We start from the raw sequence: 17,834 nt of genomic DNA, 5'->3' as shown, positions 1-17,834 counted from the left end.
TGAGCTCTTTGTAGTTTGGGCTAATATTATCATCACATTTAAGCTGCGAACGTGTCGCAGTGACCACACCAGACAGGAGTATGTAATGTCCAAGCAACAGATCGGGGTTGTCGGTATGGCTGTGATGGGGCGTAACCTTGCGCTGAACATCGAAAGCCGTGGTTATACCGTCTCCGTTTTCAACCGCTCCCGTGAAAAGACCGAAGAAGTGATTGCCGAAAATCCAGGCAAGAAGCTGGTCCCTTATTATACAGTACAAGAGTTCGTTGAATCCCTCGAAACACCACGCCGTATCCTGTTGATGGTGAAGGCCGGGGCTGGCACCGACAGCGCCATCGATTCCCTGAAGCCTTACCTCGACAAAGGCGACATCATCATTGATGGCGGCAACACCTTCTTCCAGGACACCATCCGTCGTAACCGTGAGTTGTCTGCCGAAGGTTTTAACTTTATCGGTACCGGTGTTTCCGGTGGAGAAGAGGGGGCTCTGAAAGGGCCTTCCATCATGCCTGGTGGGCAGAAAGAAGCCTATGAGCTGGTTGCTCCGATTCTGAAGCAGATTGCTGCAGTTGCTGAAGACGGTGAGCCATGTGTGACCTATATCGGTGCTGATGGTGCTGGCCATTATGTGAAGATGGTTCATAACGGCATCGAGTATGGTGACATGCAGCTGATTGCTGAGGCCTATGCGCTGTTGAAAGGCGGTCTGGCACTTTCCAACGAAGAGCTGGCGAAAACCTTCACCGAATGGAACGAAGGCGAGCTAAGCAGCTACCTGATTGACATTACCAAAGATATCTTCACCAAGAAGGATGAAGAAGGTAAATATCTCGTTGATGTCATTCTTGATGAAGCTGCAAACAAAGGTACCGGTAAGTGGACTAGCCAAAGCTCACTGGATCTCGGCGAACCTCTGTCTCTGATTACCGAGTCCGTGTTTGCTCGCTATATTTCTTCGCTCAAAGACCAGCGTGTAGCCGCGTCGAAAGTGCTGAGTGGTCCGCAGGCTCAGCCGGCCGGTGATAAAGCGGAATTTATCGAAAAAGTTCGTCGCGCGTTGTACCTCGGTAAAATCGTTTCCTATGCTCAGGGCTTCTCCCAGCTGCGCGCTGCTTCTGATGAATACAACTGGGATCTGAACTACGGTGAGATCGCTAAGATTTTCCGCGCTGGCTGCATCATTCGTGCGCAGTTCCTGCAAAAGATCACCGATGCATATGCGCAAAACGCTGGCATTGCTAACCTCCTGCTAGCGCCATACTTCAAACAGATCGCTGACGACTATCAGCAAGCGCTGCGTGATGTCGTGGCTTATGCTGTGCAGAATGGTATTCCGGTACCGACGTTCTCTGCGGCAATTGCCTACTATGACAGCTACCGTTCCGCAGTTCTGCCAGCTAACCTGATTCAGGCTCAACGCGACTATTTCGGTGCGCACACCTATAAGCGCACTGATAAAGAAGGCGTATTCCATACCGAGTGGATGGAATAATTTTTTCTGCAAAGACAATCAAATCCCGGTTATTAGATAACCGGGATTTTTCTATAAATCTCTCTCTATTTAAATACTTTCTGTTAAGAATGTTTGTCCTCCTATTAGTGTTCTGATGCTTGTTCTCTACCATCCTATGTCTGTTTCTTGACATGTACTAGGACAGAGAGTAAAACCGCCACAAGTGTTGATTACAGGGTGGTTACTAAGCCGCCGTCCAGTTAACTGATTAAAGTGTGATCGAATGAAAATTACTATTTCCGGTACAGGTTATGTTGGTTTATCGAACGGTGTCCTGATTGCGCAAAACCACGAAGTGGTTGCCCTGGATATCGTACAGGCCAAAGTGGATATGCTTAACCAGAAGATCTCTCCGATTGTGGATAAAGAGATTCAGGAATATCTGGCAGAAAAACCTTTAAATTTCCGTGCCACCACGGACAAGCACGACGCCTATCGTAATGCCGACTACGTGATCATTGCGACGCCGACCGATTATGATCCCAAAACCAACTACTTCAACACCTCTACGGTGGAAGCGGTTATTCGCGATGTCACAGAGATCAACCCGAACGCGGTGATGATCATTAAATCGACCATCCCGGTGGGGTTCACCCGTGATATCAAAGAACGTTTAGGGATTGATAATGTTATTTTCTCTCCTGAGTTCCTGCGTGAAGGCCGTGCGCTGTACGACAACCTGCACCCATCGCGCATTGTCATTGGTGAGCGCTCTGCACGTGCCGAACGTTTCGCAGACCTGTTGAAAGAAGGCGCGATTAAGCAGGATATCCCGACCCTGTTTACCGACTCCACTGAAGCGGAAGCGATCAAACTGTTCGCGAACACCTATCTGGCGCTGCGCGTTGCCTATTTCAACGAGCTCGACAGCTATGCTGAAAGCCAGGGGCTGAACAGCAAGCAGATTATCGAAGGGGTATGCCTGGATCCGCGTATCGGCAACCACTATAACAACCCGTCTTTTGGCTATGGCGGCTACTGCCTGCCGAAAGATACTAAGCAGCTGCTGGCGAACTACGAATCGGTCCCGAACAATATCATCGCGGCTATCGTGGATGCTAACCGTACCCGTAAAGACTTTATCGCGGATTCTATTCTCGCCCGTAAGCCGAAAGTGGTGGGTGTGTATCGCCTGATCATGAAGAGTGGTTCGGACAACTTCCGTGCCTCTTCTATTCAGGGCATTATGAAGCGCATCAAGGCGAAAGGTATTCCGGTTATTATCTATGAACCGGTGATGCAGGAAGATGAGTTCTTCAACTCCCGCGTCGTGCGCGATCTGGATGCCTTCAAACAAGAAGCGGATGTGATCATTTCTAACCGTATGGCGGAAGAGCTGGCGGATGTGGCGGACAAGGTATACACCCGCGATCTGTTTGGTAACGATTAATTCTGCCTGTCTGACACTGGCGGTTCCCTGCCGCCAGTATGCTTCTTTATCTCCCCGCTATATCCCTCACTACGCGTGTTTCTCGCGCATTCAGATTAACCTCAATAAATTGTGATGGACATTCCGATCCTGCTTAAAAGCCGTTGCGGGTTGAAAACAGGTCCGATAAGTTAAACTTACCTTGTGAAGAGCTACCGTCACTGTGATGTAGATGCCGGAGATAAGCGCCGGGAGGTAAAACAAAGCCTGCAACGCAGGCTTTTGTTGTTTACGCGCTTAGAATAAAATGATGAACAGGGCGCGGGAGGCACTATTTTCCTTGGCTTAAAACCACAGCAAAACGCAGAATGAGCAATCATTCTGTCATATCATTTTATTATCTCTTAATGTTATCTTAATCTAATTGCAATACGACGCCAGCCTTACCACTTGCGTTTATTAAATGTCTGTCTCGTTTTCTTTCTTTCTTTCAGGTATGTAATTAAAGAGAAAACAGACACAGCGAGTAGAATGACAGCCACCACTAAGAAAAATAAGTTTTGCATAATATCTACCACAGCATTTGTTAGTTGAATTATTAGTTTGATAAGCAATGCACAAGTTTTGTTCTGTTGCATGGCTTGCTCTAACATATCCTGGATTTAGGAAAATTCCTACAGAGAGTAATGTTTTTGCTCAATCAGCATATAATGCTGTTTCCACTCACCAAATTGGGATGGATGCCAGAAAAGTCTGAGCGCGTGGCGCGCGGATATTTGCTTTTCTGAAAAAGGCTGGATGAAACTGGTTTCAGGCGGGCACGTAAAAAGGCAAAAATACCGTCTATAGCACAAAATATTATATATAAAACAATGAATGTGCATTCCGTCGACATATAGTCAGGATAACGGAGGTTCCATAGAAGAGGTTGCCGCAACCTGATGATTGCGGCAGGGCAGGGGATTAGATCTGATAGTAATCCTTATACCACTCGACGAAGTTCTTCACGCCTTCCTTCACTGACGTCTGCGGCTTGAAACCCACCAGGTCATATAGCGGTTGGGTGTCTGCGCTGGTGTCCAGCACATCACCCGGCTGGATCGGCATCATATTCTTCTTCGCTTCCATCCCCAGCGCCTCTTCCAGGGCGGTGATGTAGTCCATCAGTTCCACCGGCGAGCTGTTGCCAATGTTATAGACCCGATATGGCGCGGAACTGGTGGCCGGGGAACCGGTCTCAACGGTCCAGTCGGCATTAGCCTGCGGGATCACATCCTGAACACGCACCACCGCCTCGACGATGTCGTCGATATAGGTAAAGTCGCGCTTCATTTTGCCGTAGTTGTAGACGTCAATACTTTTGCCTTCCAGCATCGCTTTCGTGAACTTGAACAGCGCCATATCCGGGCGGCCCCAGGGGCCATAGACCGTAAAGAAGCGCAGCCCGGTGGTCGGGATGCTGTACAGATGGGAATAGGTATGCGCCATCAACTCATTGGCTTTCTTGGTGGCGGCATACAGGGAGACCGGATGATCGACGGAATCTTCGGTGGAGAACGGCATTTTACGGTTGAGGCCGTAAACCGAGCTGGAGGAGGCGTACACCAGGTGTTTCACTTTGGTATGGCGGCAGCCTTCCAGAATGTTCAGATAACCCATCAGGTTAGCGTCCGCATAGGCATACGGATTTTCCAGCGAGTAACGCACACCGGCCTGGGCGGCCAGGTGGATCACGCGATCAAATTGCTCTGCGGCGAACAGCTTTGCCATACCTTCCCGGTCGGCCAGATCCAGCTGCTGGAAATGGAATGCCGGCGATGCCAGGCGATCCAGACGGGCCTGCTTCAGGCTGACGTCATAATAGTCGTTCATGTTGTCGATCCCGACAACATCATGCCCTTCATTCAGCAGGCGCTGCGCGATATGAAAGCCGATAAAACCTGCGGCACCAGTGACCAAAAACTTCATATTTTTCCTCCGGGGTGTGGATATCCCGTTCTACATAAGTGCCGATTTTACACTGGCTTGCGGTTGGGATCACTTGCTTTGCCGCGTCATCTCCGCCAGACGTGAGGTGAAGGACGTTTTTTCTGGCAAAATAACCGTGGCAAAAGGTGATAAATAACAACGTTTCTCATTTGACTGTTAGCATCCGAATAATAACCTTGTGACTTGTCAGCGGTTTAGCGATTTGTGGCTAAACACAAAGGCAACAAATACCCATTGAGCCCGGCATAAGTTTGTTTAAAGTTATATTTTTTGTGCCCGGTTTATTTATCAAACGGGCTAAAAGCGCGCAATGGTGGCTTTCTTTTCTTCATGGATATCAACAAATTGCTCTTTTTTTGCTTGTTTAATGAATGTTTATGATGTGTGTCATTTGAGTAATCCATTAATCAGTAGGCTTTTTTATTTTTATTCCCGCCGACCAGCGCTATAATCTGCGCACGATTTTCTTTGTGGAATGTGCAGTGTAGAGGCATGAGTCGTTTATCCCACCTATCGGAACATAGCGCCGTTGTTGTGTGCACAGGGCCATCAAGCCTGAATGCGCGTGGTCTCCCTGGCGGCGAAGGCGATGTCTCTTCTTATCTTTCCCCACGTCGTAAACGCTCCTTTCTGACGGTTGCCAGCATCGGCTGGGCGCCCGTTGCGCTTTTTTCGGTGGCGGTAAGGGCATGTGTTTTGCCCTGCGTAAATGAGAAAGTCCTGATGGTTAACCCGGCGGCAAATGCGGAAAGTGTGGTGCGTTTGGCGGCCAGGTGAGGGAAGATGCATGTTAAAAGCAGAGATATGCCTGAAGGTATATCTCTGCTTTTAGGTTTTCAGGACACGCGTTCCGCCAGGCTGTCATTGTAGCCGCTGACTGAACGATCTGCCGACAGCCTGAAGCGAAAGAGGGTGGCGCTTAGCCTGGAGCACGGGAGCAGTACGCATTTTGGTTGCGACAGCCAATGGCGGTAGCGTGCCTCAAAAAGGCCACGCCACCTGACGGTCGATTGATTGATAGTAAAATAAAGCAATTATTTATTTAAGGATTTCATTATGTTACTTCCTGTAATTATGGCTGGTGGTACCGGCAGTCGTCTCTGGCCGATGTCTCGCGAGCTTTACCCGAAACAGTTCCTCCGGCTGTACGGGCAGAACTCCATGCTGCAGGAAACCATCACCCGACTCTCGGGCCTTGAAATCCATGAACCGATGGTCATCTGTAACGAAGAGCACCGCTTCCTGGTGGCTGAACAGCTGCGCCAGCTCAACAAGCTGTCCAACAACATTATTCTTGAGCCGGTCGGGCGCAACACCGCCCCGGCCATCGCCCTGGCGGCCCTCCAGGCCACCCGTCACGGCGACGACCCGCTGATGCTGGTCCTCGCCGCCGACCATATCATCAATAACCAGCCGGTCTTCCACGACGCCATCCGCGTCGCCGAGCAGTATGCCGATGAAGGCCATCTGGTCACCTTCGGTATCGTGCCGAACGCCCCGGAAACCGGCTACGGTTACATCCAGCGCGGCGTGGCCCTCACCGACAGCGCCCACACCCCGTACCAGGTTGCCCGCTTCGTGGAGAAGCCGGACCGCGAGCGCGCCGAGGCCTACCTCGCCTCCGGGGAGTACTACTGGAACAGCGGCATGTTTATGTTCCGCGCCAAAAAATACCTCTCCGAGCTGGCCAAATTCCGCCCGGATATCCTCGAAGCCTGCCAGGCCGCGGTCAATGCCGCCGACAACGGCAGCGACTTCATCAGCATTCCGCATGACATTTTCTGCGAGTGCCCGGACGAGTCCGTGGACTACGCGGTGATGGAGAAAACCGCCGACGCGGTGGTGGTCGGTCTCGATGCCGACTGGAGCGACGTCGGCTCCTGGTCCGCCCTGTGGGAGGTCAGCCCGAAAGACGAGCAGGGTAACGTCCTCAGCGGTGACGCCTGGGTGCACAACAGCGAAAACTGCTACATCAACAGCGACGAGAAGCTGGTGGCGGCCATCGGCGTGGAGAACCTGGTGATTGTCAGCACCAAGGACGCCGTGCTGGTGATGAACCGCGAGCGTTCCCAGGACGTGAAGAAGGCGGTCGAGTTCCTCAAGCAGAACCAGCGCAGTGAGTACAAGCGCCACCGCGAGATTTACCGTCCCTGGGGCCGCTGCGACGTGGTGGTCCAGACCCCGCGCTTCAATGTCAACCGCATCACCGTGAAACCGGGGGGCGCCTTCTCGATGCAGATGCACCACCACCGCGCCGAGCACTGGGTCATTCTCGCCGGCACCGGCCAGGTGACGGTGAACGGCAAGCAGTTCCTGCTGACCGAGAACCAGTCCACCTTTATTCCGATTGGCGCCGAGCACAGCCTGGAAAACCCGGGCCGTATTCCGCTGGAAGTGCTGGAGATCCAGTCGGGGTCGTACCTCGGCGAGGACGACATTATTCGTATTAAAGACCAGTATGGTCGTTGCTAATTTTTTCGGGACAAAACGCAGAATGACACAGTTAACATGCTTTAAGGCTTATGACATCCGTGGTGAACTGGGCGAGGAGCTGAACGAGGACATCGCCTACCGTATCGGCCGCGCCTATGGCGGATTTCTGAAACCCGGGAAGATAGTGGTGGGGGGCGATGTGCGCCTCACCAGCGAGTCGCTGAAGCTGGCGCTGGCCCGCGGGCTGATGGACGCCGGCACCGACGTGCTGGATATCGGCCTGAGCGGCACGGAAGAGATTTACTTCGCCACTTTCCACCTCGGGGTGGACGGCGGTATCGAGGTGACGGCGAGCCATAACCCGATGAACTACAACGGCATGAAGCTGGTGCGCGAGAACGCGAAGCCCATCAGCGGCGACACCGGCCTGCGGGATATCCAGCGCCTGGCGGAGGAGAACCAGTTCCCGCCGGTGGACCCGGCGCGTCGCGGGACCCTGCGCCAGATATCGGTGCTGAAGGAGTACGTCGACCACCTGATGGGCTACGTGGACCTGGCGAACTTCACCCGTCCGCTGAAGCTGGTGGTGAACTCCGGCAACGGGGCGGCGGGGCACGTGATTGATGAGGTGGAGAAACGCTTCGCGGCGGCCGGGGCGCCGGTGACCTTTATCAAGGTGCATCACCAGCCGGACGGCCATTTCCCGAACGGTATCCCGAACCCGCTGCTTCCGGAGTGCCGCCAGGACACCGCCGACGCGGTGCGTGCACATCAGGCGGACATGGGTATCGCCTTTGACGGCGACTTCGACCGCTGCTTCCTGTTCGATGACGAGGCGTCGTTTATCGAGGGGTACTACATTGTCGGCCTGCTGGCGGAAGCGTTCCTGCAGAAGCAGCCGGGGGCGAAAATCATTCACGACCCGCGTCTGACGTGGAACACGGTGGACATCGTGACCCGGAGCGGCGGCCAGCCGGTGATGTCGAAGACCGGGCATGCGTTCATCAAGGAGCGGATGCGCCAGGAAGACGCTATCTACGGCGGGGAGATGAGTGCGCACCATTACTTCCGCGACTTCGCCTACTGCGACAGCGGGATGATCCCGTGGCTGCTGGTGGCGGAGCTGCTGTGCCTGAAGAACAGTTCGCTGAAATCGCTGGTGGCGGACCGCCAGGCGGCGTTCCCGGCGTCGGGGGAGATCAACCGCAAGCTGGGAAATGCGGCGGAGGCGATAGCGCGCATCCGGGCGCAGTATGAGCCGGCGGCCGCACACATCGACACAACGGACGGTATCAGTATTGAATACCCTGAGTGGCGCTTTAACCTGCGCACGTCCAATACCGAGCCGGTGGTGCGTCTGAACGTGGAGTCCAGAGCGGATACGGCGTTAATGAATGAGAAAACCGCCGAGCTGCTCAACCTGTTAAAAGAGGAATCGCTTTGAGTCCTATGTTTTCAGCGATCTATCGCTACCGTGGCTTTATTATTGACAGCGTTAAACGGGACTTTCAGTCCCGTTACCAGACCAGTTTTTTAGGCGCGGCATGGCTGATCTTACAGCCGATCGCCATGATTTCCGTCTATACATTAATTTTTTCAGAGTTAATGCGTGCCCGCCTGGCGGGCATGGATGGTCCTTTTGCCTACAGTATCTACCTCTGTTCCGGGGTATTAACCTGGGGGTTGTTTACGGAAACGCTCGGCAATCTGGTCAACGTTTTTCTGACCAATGCCAATATCCTCAAGAAACTGAGCTTTCCGCGGATCTGTTTACCGATCATTGTCACCGCCTCGGCGTTCATTAACTTCCTGATCATTTTTGGTCTGTTTGTACTGTTTCTGATCGTCACGGGCAATTTCCCGGGCATGATTTTCTTTGAAATCATTCCGGTGCTGATCGTCCAGATGCTGTTTACTCTTGGCCTGGGGATTATCCTCGGGGTGCTGAACGTTTTTGTCCGCGACGTCGGGCAGTTCGTCAATATCCTGCTGCAGTTTTGGTTCTGGTTTACGCCGATTGTTTACGTATCCAAAACGCTGCCGGAATGGGTATCAGGTCTGCTGGCGTATAACCCGATGGCGACCATTATCGGTTCCTACCAGAACGTGATGCTCTATCACCAGAGCCCTAACTGGATGGCGCTGCTTCCGGTCACAGTGGTGTCGGTCATTCTGTTTTTATTTGCCTGGCGTTTATTTAAAAAACATGCCGCTGATATTGTGGACGAGATTTAATCATGAGTATCAAAGTTCAGCACGTCGGCAAGGCGTATAAATATTATCCATCTAAATGGAACCGGGTCATTGAGAAACTACTGCCGGGCGATAAGCCGCGGCACAGCAAGAAATGGGTATTGAAAGATATCAATTTCAGCATTGAACCCGGTGAAGCGGTCGGCATTGTTGGGGTGAACGGCGCAGGTAAAAGTACGTTGCTGAAGCTGCTGACCGGCACCACTCAGCCCACCAAAGGCAGCATTGAAATCCAGGGTCGCGTCGCCGCGCTGCTGGAGCTGGGCATGGGCTTCCATCCTGACTTTACCGGCCGGCAGAACGTGTATATGTCCGGGCTGATGATGGGCCTGGGCCGGGAAGAGATCGAGCGCTTAATGCCGGAGATCGAAGCCTTCGCCGATATTGGCGACTACATTGAAGAGCCCGTGCGCATCTATTCCAGCGGTATGCAAATGCGCCTGGCGTTCGCTGTCGCCACGGCCTCCCGGCCGGATATTCTGATCGTCGATGAAGCGCTCTCCGTGGGTGACTCCCGTTTTCAGGCGAAATGCTATGCTCGCATCGCGGACTTCAAAAAGCAGGGGACCACGCTGCTACTGGTTTCCCACAGCGCCGGGGATATCGTCAAGCACTGCGACCGCGCCATTTTCCTCAAAAATGGTGACATCTGCATGGACGGCACCGCCCGCGACGTGACCAACCGTTACCTGGATGAGCTGTTTGGCAAACCGGATAAAGACAGCGCGACAAAAAGCGCAACGGCTATCTCGTCAGCCAGTGGCGAAAGCCAGATGTCTCTCGATGAGATTGAAGATGTGTACCACACGCGCCCAGGCTACCGTCCGGAAGAATATCGCTGGGGGCAGGGTGGCGCGAAAATCATCGATTATCATATCCAGAGCGCCGGGGTTGATTTTCCTCCCTCACTGACGGGCAATCAGCAGACCGATTTTCTGATGAAGGTCGTGTTTGAATACGATTTTGATTGCGTGGTGCCAGGCATCCTGATTAAGACCCTCGATGGCTTATTCCTCTACGGAACCAACTCTTTCCTCGCCTCTGAAGGGCGGGAAAATATTTCGGTTTCCCGCGGCGATGTTCGGGTCTTTAAATTTAGCCTTCCGGTTGATTTAAACAGTGGCGATTACCTGCTGTCATTTGGTATCTCTGCCGGCAACCCACAGACGGATATGACGCCGCTGGACAGACGTTACGACTCCATTATTTTACATGTGACCAAGAGCATGGATTTCTGGGGTGTCATCGATCTTAAGTCGTCCTTTACTAGCTACCAATGACGTTGAGAAAAACGATTCCATGACTAAAGACTTAAACACGCTGGTTAGCGAATTACCTGAGATTTATCAAACTATTTTTGGCCATCCCGAATGGGATGGCGACGCCGCTCGTGATTGTAATCAACGCCTCGATTTGATTACCGAACAGTACGATAACTTATCCCGTGCGCTGGGGCGCCCGCTTAACGTTCTCGATCTGGGCTGCGCGCAGGGCTTTTTTAGCCTGAGTCTGGCAAGCAAAGGCGCGACTATCGTTGGTATCGATTTCCAGCAGGAAAATATTAACGTGTGCCGCGCGCTGGCCGAAGAGAACCCCGATTTTGCCGCCGAGTTCCGGGTAGGCAGAATTGAAGAGGTGATCGCCGCGCTGGAAGAGGGCGAGTTTGATCTGGCCATTGGCTTAAGCGTGTTTCACCATATTGTTCACCTTCATGGTATCGATGAAGTTAAACGTCTGCTCTCGCGCCTGGCCGATGTCACCCAGGCGGTGATCCTTGAGCTGGCGGTGAAAGAAGAACCGCTTTACTGGGGCGTTTCTCAGCCGGACGACCCGCGCGAACTGATTGAGCAGTGCGCGTTTTATCGCCTGATCGGTGAGTTTGACACCCATTTATCCCCCGTACCGCGCCCGATGTACCTGGTCAGCAACCACCGGGTGCTGATCAACGATTTTAATCAGCCGTTCCAGCACTGGCAGAATCAGCCCTATGCCGGGGCCGGCCTGGCGCATAAGCGCAGCCGTCGCTACTTCTTTGGCGAAGATTATGTATGCAAGTTTTTCTATTACGACATGCCCCACGGCATCCTGACGGCGGAAGAGAGCCAGCGTAATAAACATGAACTGCATAATGAAATAAAGTTCCTGGCGCAACCGCCAGCGGGCTTTGACGCGCCCGCATTACTGGCCCACGGCGAAAATGCTCAGTCTGGCTGGCTGGTGATGGAAAAACTCCCGGGTCGTTTGCTGAGCGATATGCTGGCAGCCGGGGAGGAGATCGATCGTGAAAAAATCCTCGGTAGCTTGCTTCGTTCCTTAGCGGCGCTGGAGAAACAAGGGTTCTGGCATGACGATGTACGCCCGTGGAACGTGATGGTCGATGCCCGACAGCATGCCCGCTTAATCGACTTCGGCTCTATCGTTACCACGCCGCAGGACTGCAGCTGGCCGACGAACCTTGTCCAGTCGTTCTTCGTGTTTGTGAATGAGCTGTTTGCCGAAAACAAAAGCTGGACTGGTTTCTGGCGCTCGGCGCCTGTTCATCCGTTTAATCTGCCCCAGCCGTGGTCTAACTGGCTGTATGCGGTCTGGCAGGAGCCGGTTGAACGCTGGAACTTTGCCCTGCTGTTGGCGCTGTTCGAGAAGAAAGCGAAGCTGCCTTCAGCTGAACAGCAGCGCGGGGCGACGGAACAGTGGATCATCGCTCAGGAGACGGTGCTGCTGGAGCTCCAGTCCCGGGTGCGTCATGAAAGCGCCGGCTCAGAAGCGTTGCGCGGCCAAATCCATACTCTGGAGCAGCAGATGGCTCAGCTGCAGGCCGCTCAGGATGCGTTCGTCGAGAAAGCTCAACAGCCAGTGGAAGTCAGCCATGAACTCACCTGGCTTGGTGAGAATATGGAGCAGCTGGCGGCGCTGTTGCAGTCGGCGCAAGCGCACGCCCAGGCTGACGTTCAGCCCGAGTTGCCCCCTGAAACCGCTGAGCTACTGCAGCGACTGGAAGCCGCTAACCGGGAGATCCACCATTTAAGCAACGAAAACCAGCAGCTTCGCCAGGAAATCGAAAAAATCCATCGCAGCCGTTCCTGGAGAATGACCAAAGGTTATCGTTATCTGGGCCTGCAGATCCATTTGCTGAGGCAGTATGGTTTCGTGCAGCGGTGTAAACATTTTATTAAGCGCGTCTTGCGGTTTGTTTTCTCGTTTATGAGAAAACATCCGCAGGTAAAACATACCGCGGTAAATGGTTTACATAAGCTGGGCCTTTATCAGCCAGCCTATCGTTTGTATCGTCGTATGAATCCACTGCCGCACAGTCAGTATCAGGCTGATGCGCAGATTTTATCGCAGACTGAACTGCAAGTGATGCATCCGGAGCTTTTACCTCCGGAGGTTTACGAAATTTATCTCAAACTAACGAAAAATAAATAAGGAGATTAACTTGCATATTTTGATTGATGTCCAGGGTTACCAGTCGGAAAGTAAATTCCGCGGTATCGGTCGCAGTACCCTGGCCATGAGCCGCGCCATTATTGAAAATGCCGGTGAGCATCGCGTCAGTATTTTGATCAATGGTATGTATCCCATTGATAATATTAATGATGTTAAAATGGCCTATCGGGACCTGCTGACGGATGAAGATATGTTCATCTTCTCAGCCGTTGCGCCAACGGCCTATTGCAACATCGAAAACCACGGTCGTAGCAAGGCAGCCCAGGCGGCCCGCGATATCGCTATCGCCAATATCGCGCCTGATATCGTCTATGTTATTAGCTTCTTCGAAGGCCATGGGGATAGTTATACCGTGTCTATTCCGGCGGATAATGTGCCCTGGAAGACGGTGTGCGTATGCCACGATCTGATCCCGCTGTTAAATAAAGAGCGTTACCTCGGCGATCCGAATTTCCGTGAGTTTTATATGAACAAGCTGGCGGAATTTGAGCGGGCAGATGCGATCTTCGCTATTTCGCAGTCGGCAGCTCAGGAAGTGATCGAATATACCGACATCGCCAGCGATCGGGTACTGAACATCTCCTCGGCGGTGGGCGAAGAGTTTGCGGTGATCGATTATTCTGCTGAGCGTATTCAGTCTTTAAAAGACAAATACAGCCTGCCGGATGAGTTTATCCTAACGCTGGCGATGATCGAGCCGCGGAAAAACATTGAAGCGCTTATTCATGCTTACAGCATGTTGCCTGCCGAACTGCAGCAGCGCTATCCGATGGTGCTCGCGTATAAGGTGCATCCTGAAGATCTGGAGCGTATTCTGCGTCTGGCGGAAAGCTATGGCCTGTCACGCAGCCAGCTTATCTTTACTGGGTTCCTGACCGACGACGATCTGATTGCCTTGTACAACCTGTGCAAACTGTTTGTGTTCCCGTCGCTGCATGAGGGATTCGGCCTGCCGCCGCTGGAAGCGATGCGCTGTGGGGCCGCGACCCTGGGTTCAAACATTACCAGCCTGCCGGAAGTCATTGGCTGGGAAGATGCCATGTTCAATCCGCATGATGTGCAGGACATTCGCCGGGTCATGGAAAAGGCGCTGACCGATGAGGCGTTTTATCGTGAGCTGAAAGCGCATGCTCTCGCGCAGTCGGCCAAATTCTCGTGGGCCAATACCGCCCATCTGGCGATCGAGGGTTTCACTCGTCTGCTGCAGTCGTCCCAAGAGGCGAATGCCGGGCAGGCGGAAAGCGTGACCGCCTCCCGTATCCAGACGATGCAGAAAATCGATGCGCTGAGCGAAGTCGACCGTCTTGGTCTGGCATGGGCGGTTGCGCGCAATAGCTTTAAGCGCCATTCCCGCAAGCTGCTGGTGGACATTTCGGTTCTGGCGAAACATGACGCGAAGACCGGGATCCAGCGCGTCTCGCGCAGTATCCTCAGCGAATTACTGAAATCTGGCGTGCCGGGTTACGAGGTTTCCGCTGTCTACTACACCCCTGGCGAGTGTTATCGCTACGCCAACCAATATCTGTCCAGTCATTTCCCGGGCGAATTTGGCGCTGATGAACCGGTGCTGTTCAGCAAAGACGATGTGCTTATCGCCACCGATCTGACCGCGCATCTCTTCCCGGAGGTGGTGACGCAAATTGACAGCATGCGCGCCGCCGGGGCGTTCGCCTGCTTCGTGGTGCATGATATTCTGCCATTACGCCGCCCGGAGTGGAGTATCGAAGGCATTCAGCGTGAATTCCCGATCTGGCTGTCCTGCCTCGCAGAGCACGCCGATCGGCTGATCTGCGTCTCTGCCAGCGTTGCCGAGGATGTGAAAGCGTGGATTGCGGAAAATCGCCATTGGGTGAAACCGAACCCGCTGCTGACCGTCAGCAACTTCCATCTGGGAGCCGACCTCGATGCCAGCGTACCGTCCACTGGCATGCCGGATAATGCACAGGCGCTGTTAGCAACGATGGCTGCAGCCCCGTCATTTATCATGGTGGGTACCATGGAGCCGCGCAAAGGCCATGCCCAGACGCTGGCCGCCTTCGAGGAACTGTGGCGCGAGGGCAAAGACTACAACTTGTTTATCGTCGGCAAACAGGGCTGGAACGTTGACAGCTTGTGCGAAAAATTACGCCATCATCCGCAGCTGAACAAAAAGCTCTTCTGGCTGCAGAATATCAGCGACGAGTTTTTGGCCGAGCTATACGCTCGTTCACGCGCGCTGATCTTTGCCTCGCAGGGAGAAGGCTTTGGCCTGCCGTTGATTGAAGCGGCGCAGAAAAAGCTGCCAGTGATTATTCGCGACATTCCGGTGTTTAAAGAGATTGCTCAGGAACATGCCTGGTATTTCTCCGGTGAAGCGCCGTCCGACATCGCGAAGGCGGTAGAAGAGTGGTTAGCCCTGTACGAGCAAAACGCGCATCCTCGTTCCGAAAATATCAACTGGTTAACCTGGAAACAGAGCGCGGAATTTCTCCTGAAAAACCTGCCGATTATCGCGCCAGCCGCGAAGCAATAATCGCTATCAACAGGGCTACTCCGGTGGCCCTTGTGATGAGTTCGTTATGAAAATTATTTTTGCTACTGAGCCAATTAAATACCCATTAACGGGCATCGGTCGGTATTCCCTGGAGCTGGTTAAGCGGCTGGCGGTTGCCCGTGAAATCGAAGAGCTGAAGCTGTTTCACGGCGCGTCGTTTATCGATCAGATCCCCCAGGTGGAGAATAAAAGCGATACCAAAGCCAGCAATCATGGTCGTCTGTCGGCGTTTCTGCGTCGCCAGCCGCTGCTGATTGAGGCGTATCGCCTGCTGCATCCGCGGCGCCAGGCGTGGGCATTGCGCGATTACAAAGACTACATTTACCATGGTCCCAATTTCTATCTGCCGCATCGCCTGGAACGCGCCGTGACCACGTTTCATGACATCTCCATTTTTACCTGCCCGGAATATCATCCAAAAGATCGGGTTCGCTATATGGAGAAGTCCCTGCACGAGAGCCTGGATTCGGCGAAGCTGATCCTGACCGTCTCCGACTTCTCGCGCAGTGAAATCATCCGCCTGTTCAACTATCCGGCGGATCGGATCGTCACCACCAAGCTGGCCTGCAGCAGCGACTATATTCCGCGCAGCCCGGCGGAGTGCCTGCCGGTCCTGCAGAAATATCAGCTGGCGTGGCAGGGGTATGCGTTATATATCGGCACCATGGAGCCGCGTAAAAATATCCGCGGTCTGCTGCAGGCCTATCAGCTGCTGCCGATGGAGACCCGCATGCGCTACCCGCTGATCCTCAGCGGTTATCGCGGATGGGAAGACGATGTGTTGTGGCAGTTAGTCGAGCGCGGTACGCGTGAAGGGTGGATCCGTTACCTGGGCTATGTCCCGGATGAAGACCTGCCTTATCTGTACGCGGCGGCCAGAACCTTTGTTTATCCCTCTTTCTATGAGGGATTCGGTTTACCTATTCTTGAAGCGATGTCTTGCGGTGTGCCGGTAGTATGTTCCAATGTCACTTCTTTGCCTGAGGTGGTTGGCGATGCCGGCCTCGTTGCCGATCCTAATGATGTAGACGCGATTAGCGCGCATATTTTGCAGAGCCTGCAGGATGATAGCTGGCGGGAAGTCGCCACCGCGCGCGGTCTTGCCCAGGCGAAACAGTTTTCGTGGGAGAACTGTACGACCCAGACCATTAACGCCTATAAATTACTCTAAGGGTGTCAGTTGAGAGTTCTACACGTCTATAAGACCTACTATCCCGATACCTACGGCGGTATTGAGCAGGTCATTTATCAGCTAAGTCAGGGCTGCGCCCGCCGGGGAATCGCAGCCGATGTTTTTACTTTTAGCCCGGACAAAGAGACAGGTCCTGTCGCCTACGAAGACCATCGGGTCATTTATAATAAGCAGCTTTTTGAAATTGCCTCCACGCCGTTTTCGTTGAAAGCGTTAAAGCGTTTTAAGCAGATTAAAGATGATTACGACATCATCAACTACCATTTTCCGTTTCCATTCATGGATATGTTGCATCTCTCGGCGCGGCCTGACGCCAGAACGGTGGTGACCTATCACTCGGATATTGTGAAACAAAAACGGTTAATGAAGTTGTACCAGCCGCTGCAGGAGCGATTCCTCGCCAGCGTAGACTGCATCGTCGCCTCGTCGCCCAACTACGTGGCCTCCAGCCAGACCCTGAAAAAATATCAGGATAAAACCGTGGTGATCCCGTTTGGTCTGGAGCAGCATGACGTGCAGCACGATCCGCAGCGGGTGGCGCACTGGCGGGAAACCGTCGGCGATAACTTCTTCCTCTTCGTTGGCGCTTTCCGCTACTACAAAGGGCTGCACATTCTGCTGGATGCCGCCGAGCGTAGCCGGCTGCCGGTGGTGATCGTCGGGGGCGGGCCGCTGGAGGCGGAAGTGCGGCGTGAGGCGCAGCAACGCGGGCTGAGCAATGTGGTGTTTACCGGCATGCTCAACGACGAAGATAAATACATTCTCTTCCAGCTCTGCCGGGGCGTGGTCTTCCCCTCGCATCTGCGCTCCGAGGCGTTTGGCATTACGTTACTGGAAGGCGCGCGCTTCGCCAGGCCGCTGATCTCCTGCGAGATCGGCACCGGGACCTCGTTCATTAACCAGGACAAAGTGAATGGCTGTGTGATCCCGCCGAATGACAGTCAGGCGCTGGTGGAGGCGATGAATGAGCTCTGGCATAACGATGAAACCGCCAGCCGCTATGGCGAAAACTCGCGTCGTCGTTTTGAAGAGATGTTTACTGCCGACCATATGATTGACGCTTACGTCAATCTCTACACTACGCTGCTGGAAAGCAAATCCTGAG

At 53.4% G+C, this 17,834-nt stretch carries 12 protein-coding genes; 10 read left to right on the top strand and 2 right to left on the bottom strand.

All coding sequences use genetic code 11. The features are described from left to right. Nucleotides 1-85 precede the first annotated feature (85 nt). Both gndA and ugd read left to right on the top strand, forming a co-directional pair. Nucleotides 86-1,492 carry an NADP-dependent phosphogluconate dehydrogenase gene (gndA, locus tag FHW76_RS02700; RefSeq protein WP_117123134.1) on the top strand — a complete coding sequence of 469 codons (1,407 nt, stop codon included), beginning with the start codon at nt 86-88 and terminating at the stop codon, nt 1,490-1,492. 244 nt (nt 1,493-1,736) lie between these two features. Continuing rightward, nucleotides 1,737-2,903 (top strand): UDP-glucose 6-dehydrogenase, encoded by a 1,167-nt coding sequence (gene ugd, locus FHW76_RS02695; protein ID WP_000704907.1) that lies wholly within the window; start codon nt 1,737-1,739, stop codon nt 2,901-2,903. Nucleotides 2,904-3,325: 422 nt separating this feature from the next. Here the strand turns inward: ugd and FHW76_RS02690 are convergent, their stop codons facing one another. Together FHW76_RS02690 and FHW76_RS02685 are read right to left on the bottom strand one after the other, a co-directional pair. Next, nucleotides 3,326-3,448, bottom strand: coding sequence for a small membrane protein (locus tag FHW76_RS02690; RefSeq protein ID WP_143115571.1), 123 nt, complete (start codon nt 3,446-3,448; stop codon nt 3,326-3,328). A gap of 397 nt (nt 3,449-3,845) precedes the next feature. Next, nucleotides 3,846-4,850, bottom strand: a complete 1,005-nt coding sequence (locus FHW76_RS02685) for an NAD-dependent epimerase (RefSeq protein ID WP_183476184.1) — start codon at nt 4,848-4,850, stop codon at nt 3,846-3,848. 1,077 nt (nt 4,851-5,927) lie between these two features. On the opposite strand from FHW76_RS02685, the gene FHW76_RS02680 reads away from it, so the two are divergent. From FHW76_RS02680 to wbdC, 8 genes are read left to right on the top strand one after another with little or no spacing between them, the layout of a single operon-like run. Further along, entirely contained in the window at nt 5,928-7,343 is a 1,416-nt protein-coding gene (locus tag FHW76_RS02680) for a mannose-1-phosphate guanylyltransferase/mannose-6-phosphate isomerase (RefSeq protein WP_012967599.1), read from the top strand. 22 nt (nt 7,344-7,365) lie between these two features. After that, the gene (gene rfbK / locus FHW76_RS02675) at nt 7,366-8,748 is read left to right on the top strand and encodes an O9 family phosphomannomutase RfbK (protein ID WP_183476181.1); all 1,383 of its coding nucleotides are present in this window, start codon (nt 7,366-7,368) and stop codon (nt 8,746-8,748) included. A 5-nt stretch (nt 8,749-8,753) separates the two neighbouring features. Next, complete coding sequence (wzm, locus tag FHW76_RS02670) at nt 8,754-9,539, top strand: O9 family O-antigen export ABC transporter permease subunit (protein WP_012541095.1); 786 nt, start codon at nt 8,754-8,756, stop codon at nt 9,537-9,539. A gap of 2 nt (nt 9,540-9,541) precedes the next feature. After that, nucleotides 9,542-10,837: an O9 family O-antigen export ABC transporter ATP-binding subunit gene (wzt, locus tag FHW76_RS02665; protein WP_012541096.1), complete on the top strand. Its 1,296-nt coding sequence runs from the start codon at nt 9,542-9,544 to the stop codon at nt 10,835-10,837. Nucleotides 10,838-10,856: 19 nt separating this feature from the next. Continuing rightward, complete coding sequence (locus FHW76_RS02660) at nt 10,857-12,983, top strand: bifunctional 2-polyprenyl-6-hydroxyphenol methylase/3-demethylubiquinol 3-O-methyltransferase UbiG (RefSeq protein WP_064170405.1); 2,127 nt, start codon at nt 10,857-10,859, stop codon at nt 12,981-12,983. Nucleotides 12,984-12,993: 10 nt separating this feature from the next. Continuing rightward, entirely contained in the window at nt 12,994-15,516 is a 2,523-nt protein-coding gene (gene wbdA, locus FHW76_RS02655) for a polymannosyl GlcNAc-diphospho-ditrans,octacis-undecaprenol 2,3-alpha-mannosylpolymerase WbdA (RefSeq protein ID WP_023297945.1), read from the top strand. 46 nt (nt 15,517-15,562) lie between these two features. Further along, nucleotides 15,563-16,708 (top strand): glycosyltransferase family 1 protein, encoded by a 1,146-nt coding sequence (locus tag FHW76_RS02650; protein ID WP_022065008.1) that lies wholly within the window; start codon nt 15,563-15,565, stop codon nt 16,706-16,708. Nucleotides 16,709-16,717: 9 nt separating this feature from the next. Beyond that, nucleotides 16,718-17,833, top strand: coding sequence for an N-acetyl-alpha-D-glucosaminyl-diphospho-ditrans,octacis-undecaprenol 3-alpha-mannosyltransferase WbdC (gene wbdC, locus FHW76_RS02645; RefSeq protein ID WP_004184789.1), 1,116 nt, complete (start codon nt 16,718-16,720; stop codon nt 17,831-17,833). Nucleotide 17,834: the final 1 nt, after the last annotated feature.

The organism is Klebsiella sp. RC2 (assembly GCF_014192815.1).
Classification (GTDB): Bacteria; Pseudomonadota; Gammaproteobacteria; order Enterobacterales; family Enterobacteriaceae; genus Klebsiella; species Klebsiella variicola.
Note: the sequence above shows the minus strand (reverse complement) of the source record. Positions and strands in the feature narration are given on the sequence as shown.